The organism is Microcoleus vaginatus PCC 9802 (assembly GCA_022701275.1).
Taxonomy (GTDB): Bacteria; Cyanobacteriota; Cyanobacteriia; order Cyanobacteriales; family Microcoleaceae; genus Microcoleus; species Microcoleus vaginatus_A.
In genome coordinates this window covers 536,755-555,636 of sequence record CP031740.1, presented here as the reverse complement: position 1 = coordinate 555,636, position 18,882 = coordinate 536,755, and the positions used below count along the sequence as shown (strand labels likewise).

Here is an 18,882-nt window from a genome sequence, read left to right as displayed (position 1 = left end):
ATCCGGCCACGCATTGCGTTTACCTGATATCTTTCACCATTTTCATGAACAGGCTTTCCGGCCTGTTCCACAAAAAATGAATTTCTTGTGGGGTGCGCCCCCGAACCCGCCCATAAAAGCCTTATTGAAAATGGTGCAACATCTCAGTTTACTAAACTTTGAATTCGCAATTTTAACTAGGTGAAAACTCTGTAGCAAAGTCGAGCGATCGGGTTTTCCTAATAGGGCGATCGCTCTTTTGCAGCCGCACTGAGGACTTTTAATCACGACGAGGTGGCAATGCTCCGGCAAAGCATAAAAAATTTCATATTTTTCATTAAACAAATAAAAATTGTGTGTATCTTCATGATCGAACTGTAGATAGTAGATCATACTAAAAGAAAAGTAATTTTCGAGCATGAACATACGTCACTTCGGCAAAACTAAGGCGATCCGATTGCAGCTCATACTGATCGTGCCATTTGTTTTGCAAATCTTTGGAGCGGTCGGTCTGGTGGGATATTTGTCGTTCAAAAATGGACAGAAAGCAGTAAACGACCTGGCGGATCGGTTGATGGATCGAACCAGCATTTCGGTGAATCAACATCTGGAGGCTTATTTATCTATTCCGCATCAAGTGATTCAGATTAACGCCGATGCGATTCGGATGGGATTGCTGGATGTGCGCGATCGCCAAACCGTCGGTAAGTATTTTGGGCATCAAATGCAGGCTTATGACCTGACTTACATCGGCATCGGACTAACGACTGGTTATGGGGCCGGAGCCGGACGCTACGACGGCAAAACGCTCACGATCGATGATTGGAGTCCCAAACCTCCAAACAATTTCCAAACCTACGCCACCGATGACCGGGGTAATCGTACCCATATTGTTAGTGTCACTAATTGGGATAACTTTACTGAAACTTGGTACACCGAACCCGTGAGAGCAGGTAAACCTATTTGGTCGCGGATCTATACCTGGAATTATCCCGGTCATCCTTATATTGTTGCCTCGGCGGGTCGCCCGATTTATGCCACAAATAATCGCTTGCTAGGAATGGTCGCAGCCGATATCCATCTGTTGAAACTGAGCGATTTCTTACGGAATATAGATGTCAGTAGCTCAGGGCAGGTTTTCATCATCGAGCGCAATGGAATGTTGATTGCTAATTCTGCGAAAGAACAGCCCTTTACTACCATCAAAGACGAGATTCGGCGTTTGAAGGCGATCGACAGTCGCAATCCCATAGTGCAGGGAATTGCCAAACAAATCGAGCAACGCTTCAAAGGGTTTCAATCCATTTCTGGAGACACGGATCTCCGACTTGATTTTCAGGGAGAACTCTACTATGTGCAAGTCACTCCTTGGCGCGACGAATATGGATTGGATTGGTTAGTGGTGGTGAGTGTGCCAGAAAGCGAATTCATGGCCCAGATTGAGGCCAACACCCGCACCACAATCTTGCTCTGCTTAGCAGCATTGGGGGTAGCTTGTGGGATGGGCGTTCTCACCTCCGGCTGGATTGCGCGTCCGATTCTGCGACTGAATTGGGCGAGTGAGGCAATAACATCTGGCAACTTCGACCAAGCTGTAGAAGACAGCCGTATTCAAGAACTCAACGCCCTTGCCAACTCCTTTAACCACATGGCAAGACAACTGCGCGAATCGTTTACCGCCTTAGAAAAAAGTAATGCAGAATTAGAAGACCGGGTGGAACACCGCACCGTTGAACTCAAAAACGCCCTAAGTGAATTGCAACGCACCCAATCACAGATAATTCATAGCGAAAAAATGTCTAGTTTGGGGCAAATGGTTGCTGGAGTCGCCCACGAAATTAACAACCCGGTCAACTTCATTCACGGCAACCTCGTCCATACACAGCAATACACCCAAGATTTGTTAGGGTTCGTGCAGCTTTATCAACAGCACTATCCTAACCCTGCTGACGAAATTCAAATCGCAGCCGAAGAAATCGACCTGAAGTTCTTGCAAGAAGACCTGCCAAAAATGCTGTTTTCGATGAAAATGGGTACCGATCGCATCCGCCAAATTGTCCTATCGCTACGAAACTTTTCGCGGATGGACGAAGCAGACTTTAAACCAGTGGATATCCATGAGGGTATTAACAGCACCCTACTGATTTTGCAACACCGCCTCAAAGATAGACCGGAACGACCGTCTATTAAGGTGATTCAAGACTACGGTTCTCTACCCCTGGTGGAATGCTACGCCGGACAACTCAATCAGGTGTTTATGAATATTCTCACCAATGCGATCGATGCTCTCCTCGTAGCAAGAGATCACCCAGAAAACTCTCATCAACAGCTTGCTATTACTATTTCTACAGAGGTGACAGACAGGAATTCTGTCATAATTAGAATTGCCGACAGCGGGCCGGGGATGAGCAATGAGGTGCTGCAAAAGATATTCGATCCATTTTTTACAACTAAACCCGTGGGTTCGGGAACAGGTTTGGGATTGTCTATTTCTCACTCGATTGTTGTCAGTTCTCACGGCGGAAAATTGACTTGCGTTTCTGCACCAGGAGAGGGGAGCGAGTTTATTATTGAAATTCCGATCGCCCCCAGGCAAGTTTTGTAACCGGAGCTACCATCAACCGACTTTCCCAAATCAGTTCCAGTTAGCAACCCTTAACAATCCGGCCACGCATTGCGCTGACAGGGTGAGAACCCCGTCAGAACACTGATATAATCAAGGACATGGCCGTCATATCCCTCTGAAAAAAGGGAGTTTTTTCCCCAATTATGATTAATCAGCCTAATAATATCGGCTCTTAGGTAGTTAGTGTGCCAAATTATTAGTTTTTTGCTGTCCTACACCATAGCTGGCTGGGATTTCAAGGCAATCGCCACTACTTGAGCAAGTTGCTCAACAGCGCAAGCAGATGTAAATAATTTCCAAGCCTTACCTAGCAAGCCTTCAGGATAAATTTAAGTTAACGCCAGCACACTAAGTACGGAAGAGGCGAGAATCCATAAAATAAATTAGTGATAAAGTTTCCAGCATTCTCGCGCAATTTCCCAATCCTCCTGCGTGTGAATGACTAAAACTCTCGCCGCTGAATCCACTGCCGCAATATCTTCATCCACCGACGACTGTTGATTCTTCTCCCCATCCAATTTCAAACCCATAAATCCAAAAGCTTCGCAAGCAGCAGCCCGCACAACAGCAGAATTTTCCCCAACTCCCGCCGTAAAAATCAAAGCATCCAACCCACCCAAACTCGCCAGCATCGCCGCAATTCCGGCGCGCAAACGGTGGATGTAAATATCCAAAGCAAGTTGAGCTCTCTCATTACCTTGGGTAATGGCTTCTCCAATCTGCCGCATATCGCTAGATACCCCAGAAATTCCTTTTAAACCAGAATTACGATTGAGAATATTATCTAATTTTTCAGAAGTTAAATCTTCTCGTCTTAACAAATGAATTATAATCCCCGGATCGATCGCACCCGATCGACTTCCCATCATCAAACCATCCAAAGGCGTAAAACCCATCGTCGTGTCAACACTCACGCCCCCGCGAATCGCCGCCAGAGAACATCCGTTGCCCAAATGACAGCTAATCAGCCGCAAATCGGTCAAATCAGGGTTGAGAATTTGAGCCGCCCTGCGCGCGCAATATTGATGGCTAATGCCGTGAAAACCGTAGCGGCGAATCCCGTTTTCGAGCCATTCGTAGGGGCCGGGATAAACAAAGGCGGCGGGTGGCAATTGTGCGTGAAAAGCTGTATCAAATACTGCTACTTGCGGCACATTTCCCAGGATTTTTTCAAGGGTTTCGATGCCTTCGAGGTTGACGGGATTGTGTACGGGGGCGAAAACCGATAAACGCGCGATCGCCTCTTTAACATCCGGCGAAATTAACGTACTTTGCTGATAGTCTTGTCCGCCATGTACGACGCGGTGGCCGACAATATCAATCTCCTTTAAACTATTAATAACTTGAGTTTTACCCTGCCACAGAGTCTCCAGCATTCGAGAAATGGCGGCTTCGCCAGAGTCTGAGGGGAATTCTTCCTCCTGTTCAGTTCCCGAGGCAGTTTCGACTTTCAACTCAGCCACACCTTCGCGGTGATTCCAGTCAATTTGCGCTTCCCAGAGGGGTTGCGGCGGGCGATCGGGCAGGACATCGTTTAACTCGTAAAGACAGCTTTTTTGACTGCTAGAGCCCGCATTTAACACCAATATTTTCATAGCAAACTCAACCTCAAGTACCGGGCAAATTGCGGAGGTTTTCATCCATGTACGATCGATCGCCCAAAACCTCCAGCAGCGGCCCGCGCACATCAAATTTGACAATACTGACAGAAGCTGCTAAAGCGCCAATGCGATAGCGATAACGTCCCAAATCAATCCCCAACAAACTGCACAGAAGAATTCTAATAGTCGCCTTGTGCGAGACAACCAAAACATTACCACTCTTGTACTTTTCCTGAATTTCTGCGATAACTAAGGACGATCGGCTAGCAATTTCCACGGAAGTCTCGCCGCCATTCGTCGGTGCATTCCAAGCAGGTTCAGTCAGCCAGTTAATATAATCTTCTTCGTAGTCTTTTTTGACCTCTTCTACTGTTTTGCCTTCCCAATCACCGTAATTAATTTCTCTCAGTCCGTCGTGAAGCTGCATTTCAATTCCCACAGCATCGCACAAAGGTTTTGCAGTAGCAATTGTGCGTTTCATCGGACTGACATAAACAGCCTCCCAGGGCACTTTTGCGTAAGTGGCGGCAAACTGTTCTGCCATTTGAGAACCTGCGGGCGTTAATTCTGGGTCGATAGCCCCACAGAAACCGCCTGTTTGGCTGTAAGTCGTTTCACCGTGTCGTACAAAGTAGATTCTTAAGCTCATGAGTTAGTTAATTGTGTGTGAATTTTACTATATTAGCAAAAGAGTGTAAAAAACTCCTTCAAATCATCGAGTGCAGGATTATCCCAATCCCAAATATCTTTTTTGTGTTCCATAACATAATCAAACCCAGACATAGTGCATTTCCTTCCAGCTTGTTGCTGTTCCTTATCTGAGCAAGTATCATACCTGAGATAGATGCTCACCCAGAATTTATCAAAACCTTTCCGGTCGATTTGCTGTCCCTCCTTTTCTATGCAAGTTTTCCAGCTATCCAAACAATCAGCATGAGGAGATTCTATAGCCTTTATTGCCTTTAAAAGCGTTTCCAGTTCGCCTTTACCTCGAACATTTGTAAAGTAACAAGCCAATTTGGCCTTTGTTCCATTATCTCCACAAATATCTATAAATTGTTTAGTGTTTGACAAAGTTTCAGATTCAAACACCTGTTGTATACATTCATTTACGAATTCCAGCCGCTCTGCCTCTGAATAGTTATCAATATCAATAATAATCCCAATCTTTTGTATATCTCTTTTTTGAAGGTCGGCTTCTAAAGCTTTTAAAGTAGTAATTAATTTTGTTTCGCTCAAGCCTTCCAAACGTTCATAATCATCTATATAAATAGGTTTTTCTACCTGGATATCGCAGTTTATTTTCTCAACCATTGCCTGCATAAAAATTGCATCGTTTTTACTTTCTACTATGACAATATTACTCACCTCTCACTCCTTTTTGATGCTCTAGTGCGTAATTAAGAGTTTCCAAGTCGCGTCTGATGCCGATGATTTGATTTGTTTTCGGCTTCTTTGCTAGTTCAAAATAGGCGCTGCGGCATTCCTGATTGGGTTCTAAACCAACATCAGCAAATGCTTCAAGCATTTCTAGGCTGTGAGTTGTGGCAAATATTTGGGTATCTAGTTCTACCGCTAACCGAAATAACACTCTCCAGAAATCTCGCTGATTTGTATAGTGAATGCCGTTTTCTATTTCATCTACTAACAGTATTTTGTGTTCGCTATTTACCAGTTTTAGAATAATGTCGGCAACTCGATTAATGGCATCTCCAAATAATGATAGAGGTAAGCGACTTTCACCCTTTCTTCTCAAGTACAGCGTCGGTTCCCCGATCGAAAAACTTTCTACTGATTCGAGCTCCGGATCGAGAACTTGAAAAGCTTTCAGAACTTCGCTATCTTTGTCATCCAAACGCGCGCGATCGTATGCTTCTGTAAGATTTTTTCCCGAAATCCTCATAAAAGATGGAATGATAGGCGATGAGCCGTCAGCAGTAGGAATGGCAGAAGTTATTACACCCTTAGAGCTAGCGATAACAGAGGATTGCATATATTCCCCACTTTCTCTAGTCAACTTAATAGTTAGTACAGATAAACCCGACTCGTTACTCGACAAAAAATCTATAATCTCCTCGGCATCTTTATCTGCAAAAACATCTTTTTTTAAATTGCTAGATTTATCTATTAATACTTCTATTCGATGATTTTTATTACTCTCATATTTTCCTAAAATTACTATAATTTTCTCTTTATCAAGTACATAAAATAAATTATCCCAAGCTCTATTAGGCATGGCTTCCATAACTTTTGACGGCTCCCTTCTCAGCGCTTTCAGCGTTACTAAACTTTTAGCTTGCGGAGAGTCATTGAGCAGCAATGCTTCTAACAAGGCTGTCTTGCCAGCATTATTTTTACCGCCGATTAAATTTACTCTTTCAAACCCAGAAATTTTGATTTGCTCAAAGCACCTAAAATTTTGGATTTCTATTTCTTTAAGCATGACCAATCCCTTGTGGATATCTAAATCTTGAATTACGGCAGATTTATTCTAAAACAAATAGAATCTCGTAGGGACACGGCGACAGCCTTTGTCCTGATCCACGATCCTGTGCCGGACACGGCATTGCCGTGCCCCTACCCAGAATATCGCTATCCAGGCGCACCCGATCGCACGGTTTGATCTGGTGTCCCCGCCGGATCTTTCGTTTCCTGCGGCGCTTCCGGCGAAACCGGGCCCGCGTGCGGCCACTTCCAGTCGCGGATTTCCGGCATATCATCGCCGTGCTTCGTGATATACTGCGTGTGCTCGATCAGCTTGTCACGGATAGCTTGTTTGCCGTAAGCTGCTACAGAACCCAGTTTCGGAACGCGATCGAGTACATCTGCAACTAAATGGAATCGATCGAGGTCATTCATCACCACCATATCAAACGGCGTCGTAGTCGTTCCCTCTTCCTTGTAACCCCGAACGTGAATATTCGAGTGATTCGTGCGGCGGTAAGCCAATCGGTGAATCAGCCAAGGATAGCCGTGAAAAGCAAAAATCACCGGCTTATCTATCGTGAACAAAGCATCAAAATCCTTGTCAGACAAACCGTGAGGATGTTCGCTAGCAGGTTGCAACGTCATCAAATCCACCACATTAACCACCCGCACTTTTAAATCCGGATAATCTCGGCGGAGAATGTCAACAGCAGCCAAAGTTTCCAGCGTCGGAACATCACCCGCGCAAGCCATCACCACATCCGGTTCGCCGCCTTTATCATTGCTAGCCCACTCCCAAATGCCGATGCCGGCCGTACAGTGTTTAATCGCAGCATCCATATCCAAATACTGCAATGCCGGCTGCTTCCCTGCAATAATCACGTTGACATAGTGGCGGCTGCGGAGACAGTGATCCGTTACAGACAGCAAAGTGTTCGCATCCGGCGGCAAATAAATCCGCACCACTTCCGCTTTCTTGTTAATTACGTGGTCGATAAAACCCGGATCTTGGTGAGAAAAACCGTTGTGGTCTTGCCGCCAAACGTGAGAAGTTAGCAAGTAGTTGAGAGAGGCGATCTGTCGGCGCCAAGGAATGTCGTTAGTAGTTTTCAACCACTTGGCGTGTTGGTTGAACATCGAATCGATGATGTGAATAAACGCCTCGTAACAAGAGAAAAAGCCGTGGCGTCCCGTCAGCAAATAGCCTTCCAGCCATCCCTGACAGAGATGTTCGCTGAGGACTTCCATCACCCGGCCGTCGGGGGAGATGTGGTCGTCTTCGGGCAAAATTTCCCCCGCCCACACCCGGTTCGTCACTTCAAACACCGGATCGAGGCGGTTTGAGGCCGTCTCGTCAGGCCCGACAATGCGGAAATTGGCGTTTTCCTGATTCAGTGTCATCACCTCTCGCAGGAAGCGGCCGCAAACGCGGGTTGCTTCTGCCATGACAGTGCCCGGTTTTTGCACATCAACGGCGTACTCTTCAAATTCCGGCATTTTCAAGTCTCGCAGCAGCAGGCCGCCGTTAGCGTGGGGATTTGCGCCCATGCGTCGAGATCCCTTGGGCGCTAATTCTGCCAATTCGGGAATTAACTTGCCCTTTTCGTCGAAGAGTTCTTCCGGCTTATAGCTTTTCATCCAATCTTCCAGAAGTTGGACGTGTCCCGGCTTAGAAGCCATTTCCGAAAGTGGGACTTGGTGCGATCGCCAATAATCCTCAGTTTTCTTACCGTCAACATCCTTGGGCCCCGTCCAGCCTTTGGGAGTTTTCATCACAATCATCGGCCACTGGGGACGGCCGGAATAGCCCTCCGTCCGGGCTTTTTCCTGAATCGCCTTAATTTCGCCGATCGCCGTATCCATCGTTGCAGCCATCAACTGGTGCATGGTTTCCGGGTCTGAACCTTCCACCCAATAAGGTTTGTAGCCGTAACCGACCATCAAACTTTCCAATTCCTCTTGCGGAATGCGGGCCAACAGCGTCGGATTGGCAATTTTGTAGCCGTTCAAGTGCAAAATCGGCAACACGGCCCCGTCGCGAACCGGGTTGAGAAACTTGTTAGAGTGCCAGCTAGCAGCCAGCGGGCCGGTTTCCGCTTCCCCGTCGCCGACAACGGCCGCCACAATCAAATCGGGATTGTCGAAGGCCGCCCCGTAAGCGTGGACGAGGGCGTAGCCGAGTTCGCCGCCTTCGTGAATCGAACCGGGGGTTTCCGGGGCGACGTGGCTGGGGATACCGCCGGGAAAGGAGAACTGTTTGAACAGCCGTTTGATACCCTCTTCATCTTGGGAAATGTTCGAGTAATATTCGGTATAAGTGCCTTCGAGATAGGTGTTGGCGACCAAGCCCGGCCCGCCGTGTCCGGGGCCTGCGATGTAGATAGCGTTTAAGTCTTGGGCTTTGATGATGCGGTTGAGGTGAACGTAGATGAAGTTGAGGCCTGGAGTGGTGCCCCAATGTCCTAGGAGTCTGGGTTTGACGTGTTCGAGTTTGAGTGGTTCTTTGAGTAGCGGATTGTCGAAGAGATAGATTTGTCCGACGGATAGGTAGTTTGCCGCCCGCCAGTAGGCGTTCATTTTATGTAGTTCTGAGTCGGAAAGCGGCTTTAATTGCGGAATCTCGGTTGTTCCTAGCATCATCAGCGATTGACTCCTAAGTTTTGGTTGTTTTGTAAAGTGCGATCGAGAAGTGCGATCGATATTAATTTTTTATCTGTGACATTTTGTCTTTAAACTCGATGTCTTCCACACAAACTCTTGAATTCTAGCTCGTTTATACCTAAATAAAAGTTTAAATCAATGTTAATTTATGGCTAAATATCGCACGACTTTGATGCAATAAAGGCCACTACTTGCGGGGATCAAGGGATTCAGCAATACATAATAGGATTTACACAATAGTTTTTGTAGGCTGTGCACTCCGCACTGAGCCGTAGTATATGTTGCGGGTGGTAGGATGTGTTGTGGAAGTCCCCACAAAGATACTTCTCAAGGTAGAAGTCATAAGGATTTATAAGTGAACTTAATTTTACTTGATGCCTGCTGATGGCTGATACCAGTTATCAAACAAAATGCAACTGTAGGCAATATCCAAAGCTTTATGTCCTCAGTCATTCCCCATTCTTTAATCTAAAATTTAAAATGGTATGACTCGTTTTGGGTTAAAGTTTTTTAGGTTCGTTTAAGCTCAGGGTAAAAGGGCGAGCAATTTTTATAAGGAGAGAGATTTATCCTGAAGTTAAACAGATATAGCAATGCTATTTCATTTGTGAAAAAGCTTTTTTTTCTGAACCGCAGAGGCGCAGAGGGCGCAGAGGAAGAGAGCAGAGAGAAAGGAATTGCGTATAATAGCGAATAAATACAGATTTACTAAATCAAATAGCTTCTATTACCATCCAAAAATTAGAAGCTGAACTCCTAGCTTGCACGCCAAAAAAGAAAGCTCGAATTATCTAATTATTAACGCAAAATTTAGCTAACACCTGGCAAGGAATTAGCCAAACTCCCGGTGTCTGTGGGGGTGATGCTTGTATGAGAAATACTTGCATTCTTGTTTGGGAACTGGTGAGCTTTCATCGTTTGGGTATGAACCAGTCTCAACTATTAGTTGACATACTCACACTAACTGCTACTGATTTAGCAAATGCGTGGGGTTATGCGGCAGCTTTTCCAGATGAAATTGAAATAGCTATCGGCGAGAATGACGAGGATTGAAATAATGGCGCGTCTTGAGGCTGACGAACTATTTCCCAGAGTGGTTGTAGAATTGCTGCGCCAGATGGGGCACAATATTCTGACAGTGCAAGCAGCCGGAAAAGATAACCCAAAAAATCCGGAGTAAGAAGTGTTAGCTTTTACAGTCAGTGAAAATCGAGCTGTTTTAACTCAAAATTGCCGTTATTTTATCAGACTGCACAGCTTACAGTCTGACCCTGCTGGAATTATTGTCTGTAGGGGAGAAGATGATGTAACAAGAAGGGCTGGTAACATTAATCAGGCTATTTCCTCACTTGAAACATTAACAGGTCAAGTGATTTGAGTCGATCGCGCTCTCGTCGCCATCTATATCTTAAGCGATCGCCACAAAGTAAACTCAAGCAATCTCAATCCGAAAATCACTGCATCGGTTTGATTGCTGGCTAGATGCCATCGCCGATATTTCCCGCTGAAAAAACCTAGGAGGCGACTAAAACAGGACACTGTGAAATCCGGCAAATATTGGACACAGTTGGCTGGTGGGAAACGACTCGCACTTCGTGAGAATAGCGGGGACGGGGGTCATTTTCTAACCAGATGGGCGGTACCATCATCACTTCATAGTAAGCGATCGTATGCAAAACCCCAGGCTGGGACTTCAACTCTACTGTCAAGCCCGCTCTGTACTCAAATGCTTCTTCCCAGTCGAGGTTTCCATTCATATCCATATTCATATCCATAGCGATCGCGCCTCTTAATCTTGTTCCTTTTCTCAATTGTAGGGCGCTACATAAAACATTGGGTACTTTCTGTTGCTTGTGATACAATTTGTAACCTTATATATACGTTCCCTGACAATTCAACAGAGAAGAGCAATTGTCAATAAGTAAATAGGATGATTTGACCGACGGGTGACAAGTAAGCCCAAAAGCTAGGCTTGACAAGAGTTTGAGTTGATATGTCTCAAAAAAAATAGGGGCGATCGAACCGCGCAGACGTTTATGACACAAAGGAAGAGAACAAAAGAGAATTTTAAGGACGGAAGTACAAACCTATTTTTGCCAGCTTGGCTAATATTTTATAAATAAAGAAACTCGGTTTTTTTAAGAAACCGGGTTGCTGGATGAGTGAAAACTAAACTAATTTCACTTGGTTTTCTTCTTTGTCGCAGTCGCCGTATTTTTAGCAAGCGAGATCCTGCTTCATTTCTTTTGGGCAGATGTCTAATACTCAAAGTAAAATATGGCATAATATAAATATTAGTTTCATAGCTTTGCACCTATGACCGCCCAAATCACCCTAAATCTGCCAGATGAAGTCTATCACCAAGCAGAATTGCTAGCGCTGCAACGCCACCGCACCGTGAGTGAGATTCTAGTAGAAACTCTGGAAAATTTTCTCTTACCAACCGCTAAACCAGTATCAGCACTGTCTGATTCAGAAGTAATCACTCAGACTCAACTCCGGCTGCAACCACTCCAAGAACAACGATTGAGTGAATTGCTAGACCGCCAACAATCCGGTACGATCGCATCTGTAGAACTGGCTGAATTGCAGGCTTTAATCCACATATATGAAACTCGACTATTGCGACAAGCTCAAGCCTTAAATGAAGCTGTGCGACGCGGCTTGCTCGAACCATTGAAAGGATAATCAAAATGGCAATTTCTGAACAAGTTAGAGCCAGAGTTCGCGCACAAGCTCAAAATCGGTGCGGTTATTGTCGCAGTTTACAAATGTATGTTTTGGGAATACTGGAAATTGAGCATATTATTCCTAAAGCGATTGGCGGTAGTGACGAGGAAGAAAATCTCTGGCTGGCTTGTAGTCTGTGCAATAATTACAAAGGAACCCAAGCTGACGCATTCGATCTGGTCACGCAAAAGCACGTTAAGTTGTTTAATCCGCGCACTCAACAATGGTCACAAAATTTTGCTTGGAGTGAAGATGCTACAGAAATTATTGGACTTACAGATTGCGGTGGCGCAACAGTCACAGCAATACAACTAAACAATAATATTGCTGTTAGTGTCAGGCGTCAGTGGGTTAGTGCTGGATGGCATCCGCCCACAGACATTTCTCCTTAAAACGTTTGAGGGTCACAAATGGTCGATCGCGCATATCGCCTTTGTGGTGGCCTAGGAAATTTTAGACCAGCGCGAGGTCAGGGATATGGGGTTTGGGCGATCGGCTTTGGTGGCGTGAGAACAGCTATGAGGAAGTTTCGCGGTTTCGGTTGCGTCTTGCGTCACCGCTTTTTTTTGGGGAATCGCCCGATTTTTGAGTTGGTGATGGGGCAAGAATGTGGTTGAACCGGATGGAATGGTAAGGTGTTCCACAGACGATGCAAGCAACAAGAGCGACAAAAGCCAGCGACGGCAAGCGGACTCAAACTAAGCACCAGGATCTCCCTACTGTACGTTGCAGCACAGTGTTGAGCTGCATGGCGCTAGGTACAATAATCAGCTTGATACTTCAAGAGATTGCATAGATTTCACCTTGACCCTTGAGGCAAGACCTTCAAGTTTCCATTGCGACTCCGCACAAAACTCTTTTACTTTGCTTGCACGCCGGGTTGGTATCACTGTCCGTAAATCTTCAATTCCTGCAACCAGTTGATTTTTGACAGTCGCTAAGACCGACAAATCACACAAATACATTTCCGGAGATGGATTGGCAGCTTTATCTCTTTTGCCATCTGCTCCAACATAAACTAGACCTAAGCACAAGTAATTTGGATAATTTTGTCGAACCCACTCCAGATGATCATGTCCTTGCCCAACCTCCTTTTTGTAATAGATTGGATTTGAGCTTTTATCAGTCTTTAGTTCAAAGGCAAGACATTTATGAGATGTTTCATCAATCCACAACACATCAGGTCCAGTTCCGTCATCATTATCTGGACGAGTAGACGCTAACCCTAGACATTCACCCAATGCACGAACAGCTTCTTCTTGTTGCGGAACAGAGACGTTGGGTTCGTCAAGCCCCATTACAGAACTACGAAGGCGTTGCAAAGTTTTTTGGTATTTTTCTGGTGAACTACGTCCCACAATTAAATCAATGTCTCGTTCAAAGTCTGTGGTTAAAGATGCAGTATCAGCTAGTTTTTCAGAGTCACTACCAACAACCTTAGACACGATGATTTGATTTCCAAGCCGTTGACGAGCACGAGAGTATTCTTCTTGAGCCGCCTCATAATCTTCTTCACTTTCTAGACACATCCCCAGCCAAAGGTTGTGCCAACCTGAAAGCTTTGTATCGGCTCGCAGTGTCTCTTGAATTACCGTTTCAATAGCTTGACGAGCAGCTACATAATCTCTCTCCCACACAAAGCTCATGAATTTCACTTCAGCTAGAGCAGCTTGTGTCATTCGTTCTTCAATTTGTTGAGTTCGTTCAGCAGCTTCAGCATCTAAATCCATCTCATCAATGCTCTCGCCATAGTAGTCAATCCAAGATTGATTTCGACTTAAAACTGAATCAATTACTTCAATAAATTGAGATGTATCCGATAATTTTTTTTGCTTATGAAGCTCAGCTCCCAAGCGAATTTGCTTCCTCAATAGCTCTGGTAATAGTGCGAGCTTACGATCAGTATTTAACCAGTTGCTGAGTGTTTTACCGTTGATGACGAAAGCCCCGTAATCGTTGCGTCCACGATTAATACGTCCAAACAGTTGAATGATTTGGTTGCTAACCTTAGCCGCACGAAAATTTTTCATGTCCAAAACGTCCCATTGGAATTGCTCCAATAGAGAAGCGCCCTTCGGCAACTCATCTAAAATCATGATGCGGCAGGTGTCATGAGGAAGATCAATGCCATCTACTCTAGATACCAGGACAAAGGTGCCAGATGAAGCCTCGCGAAATTCCTGAAGCTTTTCACTAAAATTCGTTGAAGTGGGTGGAGTACCAACTGCTTCCCATGTCTTAGCTTGAGGATAAGATGGAACAGCAATGAGAACTTTATGTTTCTCTGATAAGGATTTGACAAACTCAGTATCAACCTTCTTTTTAGAAAGTTCCTCTGCAAATAAGACTAATCGTTCTCCATTACCAGCATCATTTTTAGGCTCAATAGAAATGTCAGGAATTCGACCGAAAGCTCTAGCAATATCAGATTTGTAGTTTAGACTTGCAGAAAGATACAACCTTCGGACATTTCTTGAAAATACTGGGAGGCTGAAGAGAGGTAAAAATGGTGGTGCAATTTCTACTGTTCCATAATCAAAGACAACAGCACAATGTACCAAGTTGTCTTTCAGGTGATTGAATGGATACTTGAGGTTATTGTCATTCTTGATGCCTGAATCAACTAGTAAAGTGTAGAGCCGTCCCGATTTTTCTTTTATAGCACTTGGACTTGCCATAATTGAGGATTGAAAGGGATTGTCAATAATGTCCTCAAAAGAAGCCAATTTACCCACTTCTTTAAAATGTGGCTTAAATAGATTTGTAATTTCTTTGAATAGCTCTGAGTGGCTTGATGCTGTAATTTTCAATGTAAACGATTGTCGAATCATCCGCTCAGCAACATGAGCGTCGTCAAAAATCACTGCTCCTGGAAAGTGGTTGCGCTGTAAAATGCTTAATCCATTGAATAAACTGTCATAATTCGTGATACAAAATCCCTTTCCTGTTTCAAAAAGTGAGTTAGTGAAGTTGCCACTAATTCGTAATGTGCAGTTTATTGTTCCTCGAAATTTTTCCGCTTCTCGATAGGTTTGAAAAACAAGATCGTTCGTTCCACAAAGATAAGTAACATTTTCTACACCTTCATTCACTAAACTTTGGGCTATCAGCAATCCAACCAGTGTTTTTCCTGCACCTGTGTTGAGGGCGATAAACACATCAGATGCAGCACGATTTTTGTGCCATTCACTTAATGCCTCAGTTTGCCCCCTCCATAGGTCATTCGGGGTATTTGGTAAACTTGGTCTTCGCTCAAAAATTGCGATCGGATCTAGTGGCTTGACGTTACGTGTAGGTCGTTTAAGTTGGGAGAAATCCATATCCAAACCCCGAATTTGCTAGCTTGCAAGCTTTTACCCAAGATAACATAATTTTCAGAGTTTTAGCCAACCTAAATAGAATAGAGCTACTTTCTTCCGCTGAATGGCAATATTCACAAATAAAATTAGCTCTACTTCTTACTAAATTTCTAGTAGCGCGGTTTACGGACATGAGGCTGCTATAACTTTAGCGTTAATTAAGGTAAAAATCCGATCTAGTTCGAGTAAGCTTGCTAATTCTACAACCTCTTCTGAAGTTAAAAGATTAGCCTTTTTTCTCTCGGCTAATTCTTCTAATCTGGCTTGCAGGTTTTCCGTAAATTTGAATAAGTAAAGATTTCTGACTTTCTGAATCGAAATCTCACGATCGATCCAGTAGGAAGGTTGTACCATAAGTTCAGCTATCATGGTGATTCAATTACTCCAATTACTACATGGATGGTCTTGATTATATCATGAGAACGAAAGGATTACTTTAGAAAGAGCCGACCTACTTACGCAGGGCGCGATCGAAGAAACCGGATTTTTTAGCGAATCTGTCTGCTAAAACAAATTATTTTCGCAAAAAACCCGGTTTCTGACCGTACAGTGCGTAAATCCTGCTAACTTGACTTAGTTTCTTTCTTCGTCTTTGTCGCAGTCGCCGCCTTTTTAGCAGTAGTTGTTTTCTTCGCAGCGGTTTCCGACTTTGCCGAAGTAGTTTTCTTCACAGCAGTTTCCGACTTCGCCGCAGTCGTTTTCTTCGCAGTAGTTGTTTTCTTCTCAGCAGTTTCCGACTTCGCCGCAGTAGTCTTAGTTGACTTCTTCGACTTGCTGCTAGTTTTTGGGCCCGCTGCTTCCTTCGCTGCTAACAAATCCAGTGCTTTTTGTAATGTGAAATTCTCCACAGATTCATCCTTAGCCAAAGAAGCATTGATATCGCCGTGTTTGACGTAGGGCCCATAACGGCCGTCGTAAACATTGATCAGTTCTCCCGATTCTGGATGCGCGCCCAATTCCTTCAAAGGTGTAGCTGTTTTGCTGCTGCCGCGGGCGGCTTTCGGTTGCGCTAACATTTCCAATGCCCGATCGAGCGTTATCGTCAAAACATCATCCGGCGGTTTGATCGATCGATAATCTTTCCCCACCTTACCTTGGTCATGCACCACATAAGGCCCGTACATCCCCAAATTAGCTTGCACCTTCGCCCCCGTCTCCGGGTGACTGCCCAACAACCGGGGTAAAGTCAACAAACTCACCGCCATATCCAGCGTCACGCTATCCTTATCCGTCCCCTTCGGTAAAGAAGCCCGCTTCGGTTTCTTGTTCGTTTCCGAAACATCCCCTAACTGAACGTATGGCCCATAACTGCCAATCAGCACATAAATCGGTTCCCCAGTTTCCGGGTGAAGACCCAATTTTTCCGGGCCTTCCATTTTTTGCTTTAACAGAAACTCCACTTGATCCGGGTCTAAATCTGCCGGCGTCAAATCTTGGGGAATCGATGCTTTTACCAGGCCTTCTTCGTTTTCAGATTCCAGGTATGCGCCGAATTTGCCGATGCAGACTTTAGCAGAAATATTCTCCAGTACCACAGTTCGGGCAACTTTCGCGTCAATCTGACTTTCCTGTTCTTTAACTTGGGTTGCGAGTCCGGTTTCCCCTGTATAAAACTTTTGCAAATACGGCAGCCATTTCGCCTCGCCGGTGGCAATTTCATCGAGGGTTTGTTCCATTCGGGAAGTAAAACCGGTGTCTACTAAATCGGGAAAATGTGTTTCCAATAAAGTCGTGACGGCGAAAGCGGTGAATGTCGGAATTAGGGCGTTAGCTATTAATTTCGCGTATCCGCGATCGACAATTGTACCGATAATACTCGCATAGGTACTCGGACGGCCCACACCTTCGCTTTCGAGCATTTTGACCAGAGAAGCTTCCGTGTAGCGGGCGGGAGGTTGAGTTTCGTGCCCGATCGCCCCTAAATCCTTACAATTAGGTTTATCCCCCACCTTCAGCGCCGGCAAAATCACCTCTTGGTCTTCCAACGCCGCATCTGGATCGTCGGAACCTTCCACGTAGGCCCGCAAAAAGCCTGGAAAATCAATGCGTTTGCCGCTGGAACGGAAACCGGCATCTTCTACCTGAGTTTGTACCGTGACGTGAGTTTGGCGGGAATCGGCCATTTGAGAAGCGACAGTCCGCTTCCAAATCAAATCATAGAGGCGGAAATCAATGCCATCCAATCCGGTTTGCTGCGGAGTCCGAAAAGTGCTGCCGGCGGGACGGATAGCTTCGTGGGCTTCCTGGGCGCCTTTGCTTTTGGTGGTGTATTTGCGCGGTTGGGGGCTGAGGTATTCGCTGCCGTAAAGTTCTTGCACGCAACTGCGCGCCGCTTCGATCGCCTGTTCGGACAAATGCACCGAATCCGTCCGCATATAGGTGATAAAACCCCGTTCGTAGAGACTTTGGGCAATTCGCATTGTTTCCCGCGCACCCAGCCGCAGCTTGCGGTTAGCTTCCTGCTGCAAAGTCGAGGTCGTAAACGGCGGCGACGGTTTGCGGGTGACGGGCCGTTCTTCGAGATTGGTGACAGTCCAGGGTTTGTTTTGAATGCGTGAAAGTAAAGCCCGCGCCTGTTCTTCATTCAGCAAAAGTACGCGGCGGCCGGAGATAATTTGCCCGGTATTTTCATCAAAATCGCTGCCGTTTGCAACTTTCACATTGCCGACAGTCACGAGTTTGGCATCAAAGGAAATCTTGCCCTTTTCCAAAAGGGCTTTCAAATCCCAGTAGCTACCTTGGCGAAAAGCGCGGCGTTCGCGTTCCCGGCGCACCAAAAGCCTGACTGCGACTGACTGCACTCTACCGGCCGACAAACCCCAAGCGATTTTTTTCCACAGTAGCGGAGAGAGTGTGTAACCGACGAGTCTGTCGAGAATTCGGCGAGTTTCTTGCGCTTGTACAACTCGATTGTCGATATCGCGGCAGTGAGTTAAGGCGTCGCGGATAGCTTCGCGGGTGATTTCGTGAAACACCATCCGCTTGATCGGAACTTTGGGTTTGAGGATTTGCAGCAAATGCCAGGAAATGCTTTCGCCTTCCCGGTCTTCGTCAGTGGCTAGAATCAGTTCTGTGGCGTCTTTGAGGGCGTCTTTGAGTTCTTTAACAATTTTCTTTTTATCTTTCGGGATGACGTAGAGGGGTTCAAAGTCTGCTTCCACGTTTACGCCCAGTTGCGCCCATTTTTCTCCTTTAACGGCTTCTGGTATTTCTTCGGCGGAGGATGGTAGGTCGCGGACATGGCCCATCGATGCCTCTACACGGTAGGTGGAGGGCAGGAAGTTGCGGATGGTGCGGGCTTTGGTCGGAGATTCGACGATGACTAAGGTTGACATGGCATCTTTTAAATATGGATGGCAGCGCAGCTAGAGGGTGTAAGTTAGAGAGTTTAGGTCAGATGTCAAGGCTTCTTTCAACTTTGGGCGATTATTTTCAAACTACCTTAATTTTTAAGTTACTGCCGATCGGGTGGCAGGTGACAAGCTGATGGGATTTTACT

At 45.5% G+C, this 18,882-nt stretch carries 14 protein-coding genes and 3 pseudogenes; 6 read left to right on the top strand and 11 right to left on the bottom strand.

What is annotated here, in order from left to right; genetic code table 11:
- Positions 1-42 precede the first annotated feature (42 nt).
- Complete coding sequence (locus D0A34_02290; protein ID UNU17846.1) at positions 43-399, bottom strand: hypothetical protein; 357 nt, start codon at positions 397-399, stop codon at positions 43-45.
- Between D0A34_02290 and D0A34_02285 the strand changes: the two genes are divergently transcribed.
- Positions 398-2,584 (top strand): HAMP domain-containing protein, encoded by a 2,187-nt coding sequence (locus D0A34_02285; protein UNU17845.1) that lies wholly within the window; start codon positions 398-400, stop codon positions 2,582-2,584. The two genes, D0A34_02290 and D0A34_02285, sit on opposite strands and share 2 nt — an antisense overlap.
- Positions 2,585-2,988: 404 nt before the next feature.
- Here the strand turns inward: D0A34_02285 and D0A34_02280 are convergent, their stop codons facing one another.
- From D0A34_02280 to D0A34_02260, 5 genes are all read right to left on the bottom strand, one after another.
- Complete coding sequence (locus tag D0A34_02280; protein UNU17844.1) at positions 2,989-4,200, bottom strand: acetate kinase; 1,212 nt, start codon at positions 4,198-4,200, stop codon at positions 2,989-2,991.
- A 13-nt stretch (positions 4,201-4,213) separates the two neighbouring features.
- The gene (locus tag D0A34_02275; protein UNU17843.1) at positions 4,214-4,855 is read right to left on the bottom strand and encodes a histidine phosphatase family protein; all 642 of its coding nucleotides are present in this window, start codon (positions 4,853-4,855) and stop codon (positions 4,214-4,216) included.
- Between the two features lie 32 nt (positions 4,856-4,887).
- Entirely contained in the window at positions 4,888-5,574 is a 687-nt protein-coding gene (locus D0A34_02270; GenBank protein UNU17842.1) for a hypothetical protein, read from the bottom strand.
- Positions 5,567-6,649: a hypothetical protein gene (locus tag D0A34_02265; GenBank protein UNU17841.1), complete on the bottom strand. Its 1,083-nt coding sequence runs from the start codon at positions 6,647-6,649 to the stop codon at positions 5,567-5,569. The genes D0A34_02270 and D0A34_02265 overlap by 8 nt, the downstream gene beginning before the upstream one ends.
- Before the next feature lie 149 nt (positions 6,650-6,798).
- Positions 6,799-9,273 carry a phosphoketolase family protein gene (locus tag D0A34_02260; protein ID UNU17840.1) on the bottom strand — a complete coding sequence of 825 codons (2,475 nt, stop codon included), beginning with the start codon at positions 9,271-9,273 and terminating at the stop codon, positions 6,799-6,801.
- Positions 9,274-10,020: 747 nt separating this feature from the next.
- Here D0A34_02260 and D0A34_02255 point away from each other — a divergent pair.
- Together D0A34_02255 and D0A34_02250 are read left to right on the top strand one after the other, a co-directional pair.
- Positions 10,021-10,347, top strand: a pseudogene (locus D0A34_02255) (DUF433 domain-containing protein).
- A gap of 64 nt (positions 10,348-10,411) precedes the next feature.
- A pseudogene (locus D0A34_02250) lies at positions 10,412-10,672 on the top strand (hypothetical protein).
- 136 nt (positions 10,673-10,808) lie between these two features.
- On the opposite strand, the gene D0A34_02245 reads toward D0A34_02250, so the two are convergent.
- Complete coding sequence (locus D0A34_02245) at positions 10,809-11,057, bottom strand: hypothetical protein (protein UNU22130.1); 249 nt, start codon at positions 11,055-11,057, stop codon at positions 10,809-10,811.
- A gap of 553 nt (positions 11,058-11,610) precedes the next feature.
- On the opposite strand from D0A34_02245, the gene D0A34_02240 reads away from it, so the two are divergent.
- From D0A34_02240 to D0A34_02230, 3 genes are read left to right on the top strand one after another with little or no spacing between them, the layout of a single operon-like run.
- Positions 11,611-11,982: a hypothetical protein gene (locus D0A34_02240; GenBank protein ID UNU17839.1), complete on the top strand. Its 372-nt coding sequence runs from the start codon at positions 11,611-11,613 to the stop codon at positions 11,980-11,982.
- Between the two features lie 5 nt (positions 11,983-11,987).
- Positions 11,988-12,416 (top strand): HNH endonuclease, encoded by a 429-nt coding sequence (locus D0A34_02235; GenBank protein ID UNU17838.1) that lies wholly within the window; start codon positions 11,988-11,990, stop codon positions 12,414-12,416.
- Positions 12,417-12,434: 18 nt separating this feature from the next.
- On the top strand, positions 12,435-12,641 hold the full coding sequence (locus D0A34_02230) for a hypothetical protein (protein ID UNU17837.1): 207 nt from the start codon (positions 12,435-12,437) through the stop codon (positions 12,639-12,641).
- Between the two features lie 150 nt (positions 12,642-12,791).
- Here D0A34_02230 and D0A34_02225 read toward each other — a convergent pair whose 3' ends face one another.
- The 4 genes and pseudogenes from D0A34_02225 to topA all read right to left on the bottom strand — a co-directional run bounded on the left by D0A34_02225 (position 12,792) and on the right by topA (position 18,718).
- Complete coding sequence (locus D0A34_02225) at positions 12,792-15,344, bottom strand: helicase (GenBank protein ID UNU17836.1); 2,553 nt, start codon at positions 15,342-15,344, stop codon at positions 12,792-12,794.
- 67 nt (positions 15,345-15,411) lie between these two features.
- Positions 15,412-15,516: pseudogene (locus D0A34_02220) on the bottom strand (HNH endonuclease).
- Positions 15,507-15,752 carry a hypothetical protein gene (locus D0A34_02215; protein ID UNU17835.1) on the bottom strand — a complete coding sequence of 82 codons (246 nt, stop codon included), beginning with the start codon at positions 15,750-15,752 and terminating at the stop codon, positions 15,507-15,509. Before D0A34_02215 ends, D0A34_02220 begins: the two are co-directional and overlap by 10 nt.
- Before the next feature lie 194 nt (positions 15,753-15,946).
- Positions 15,947-18,718 carry a type I DNA topoisomerase gene (topA, locus tag D0A34_02210; GenBank protein ID UNU17834.1) on the bottom strand — a complete coding sequence of 924 codons (2,772 nt, stop codon included), beginning with the start codon at positions 18,716-18,718 and terminating at the stop codon, positions 15,947-15,949.
- Positions 18,719-18,882 lie beyond the last annotated feature (164 nt).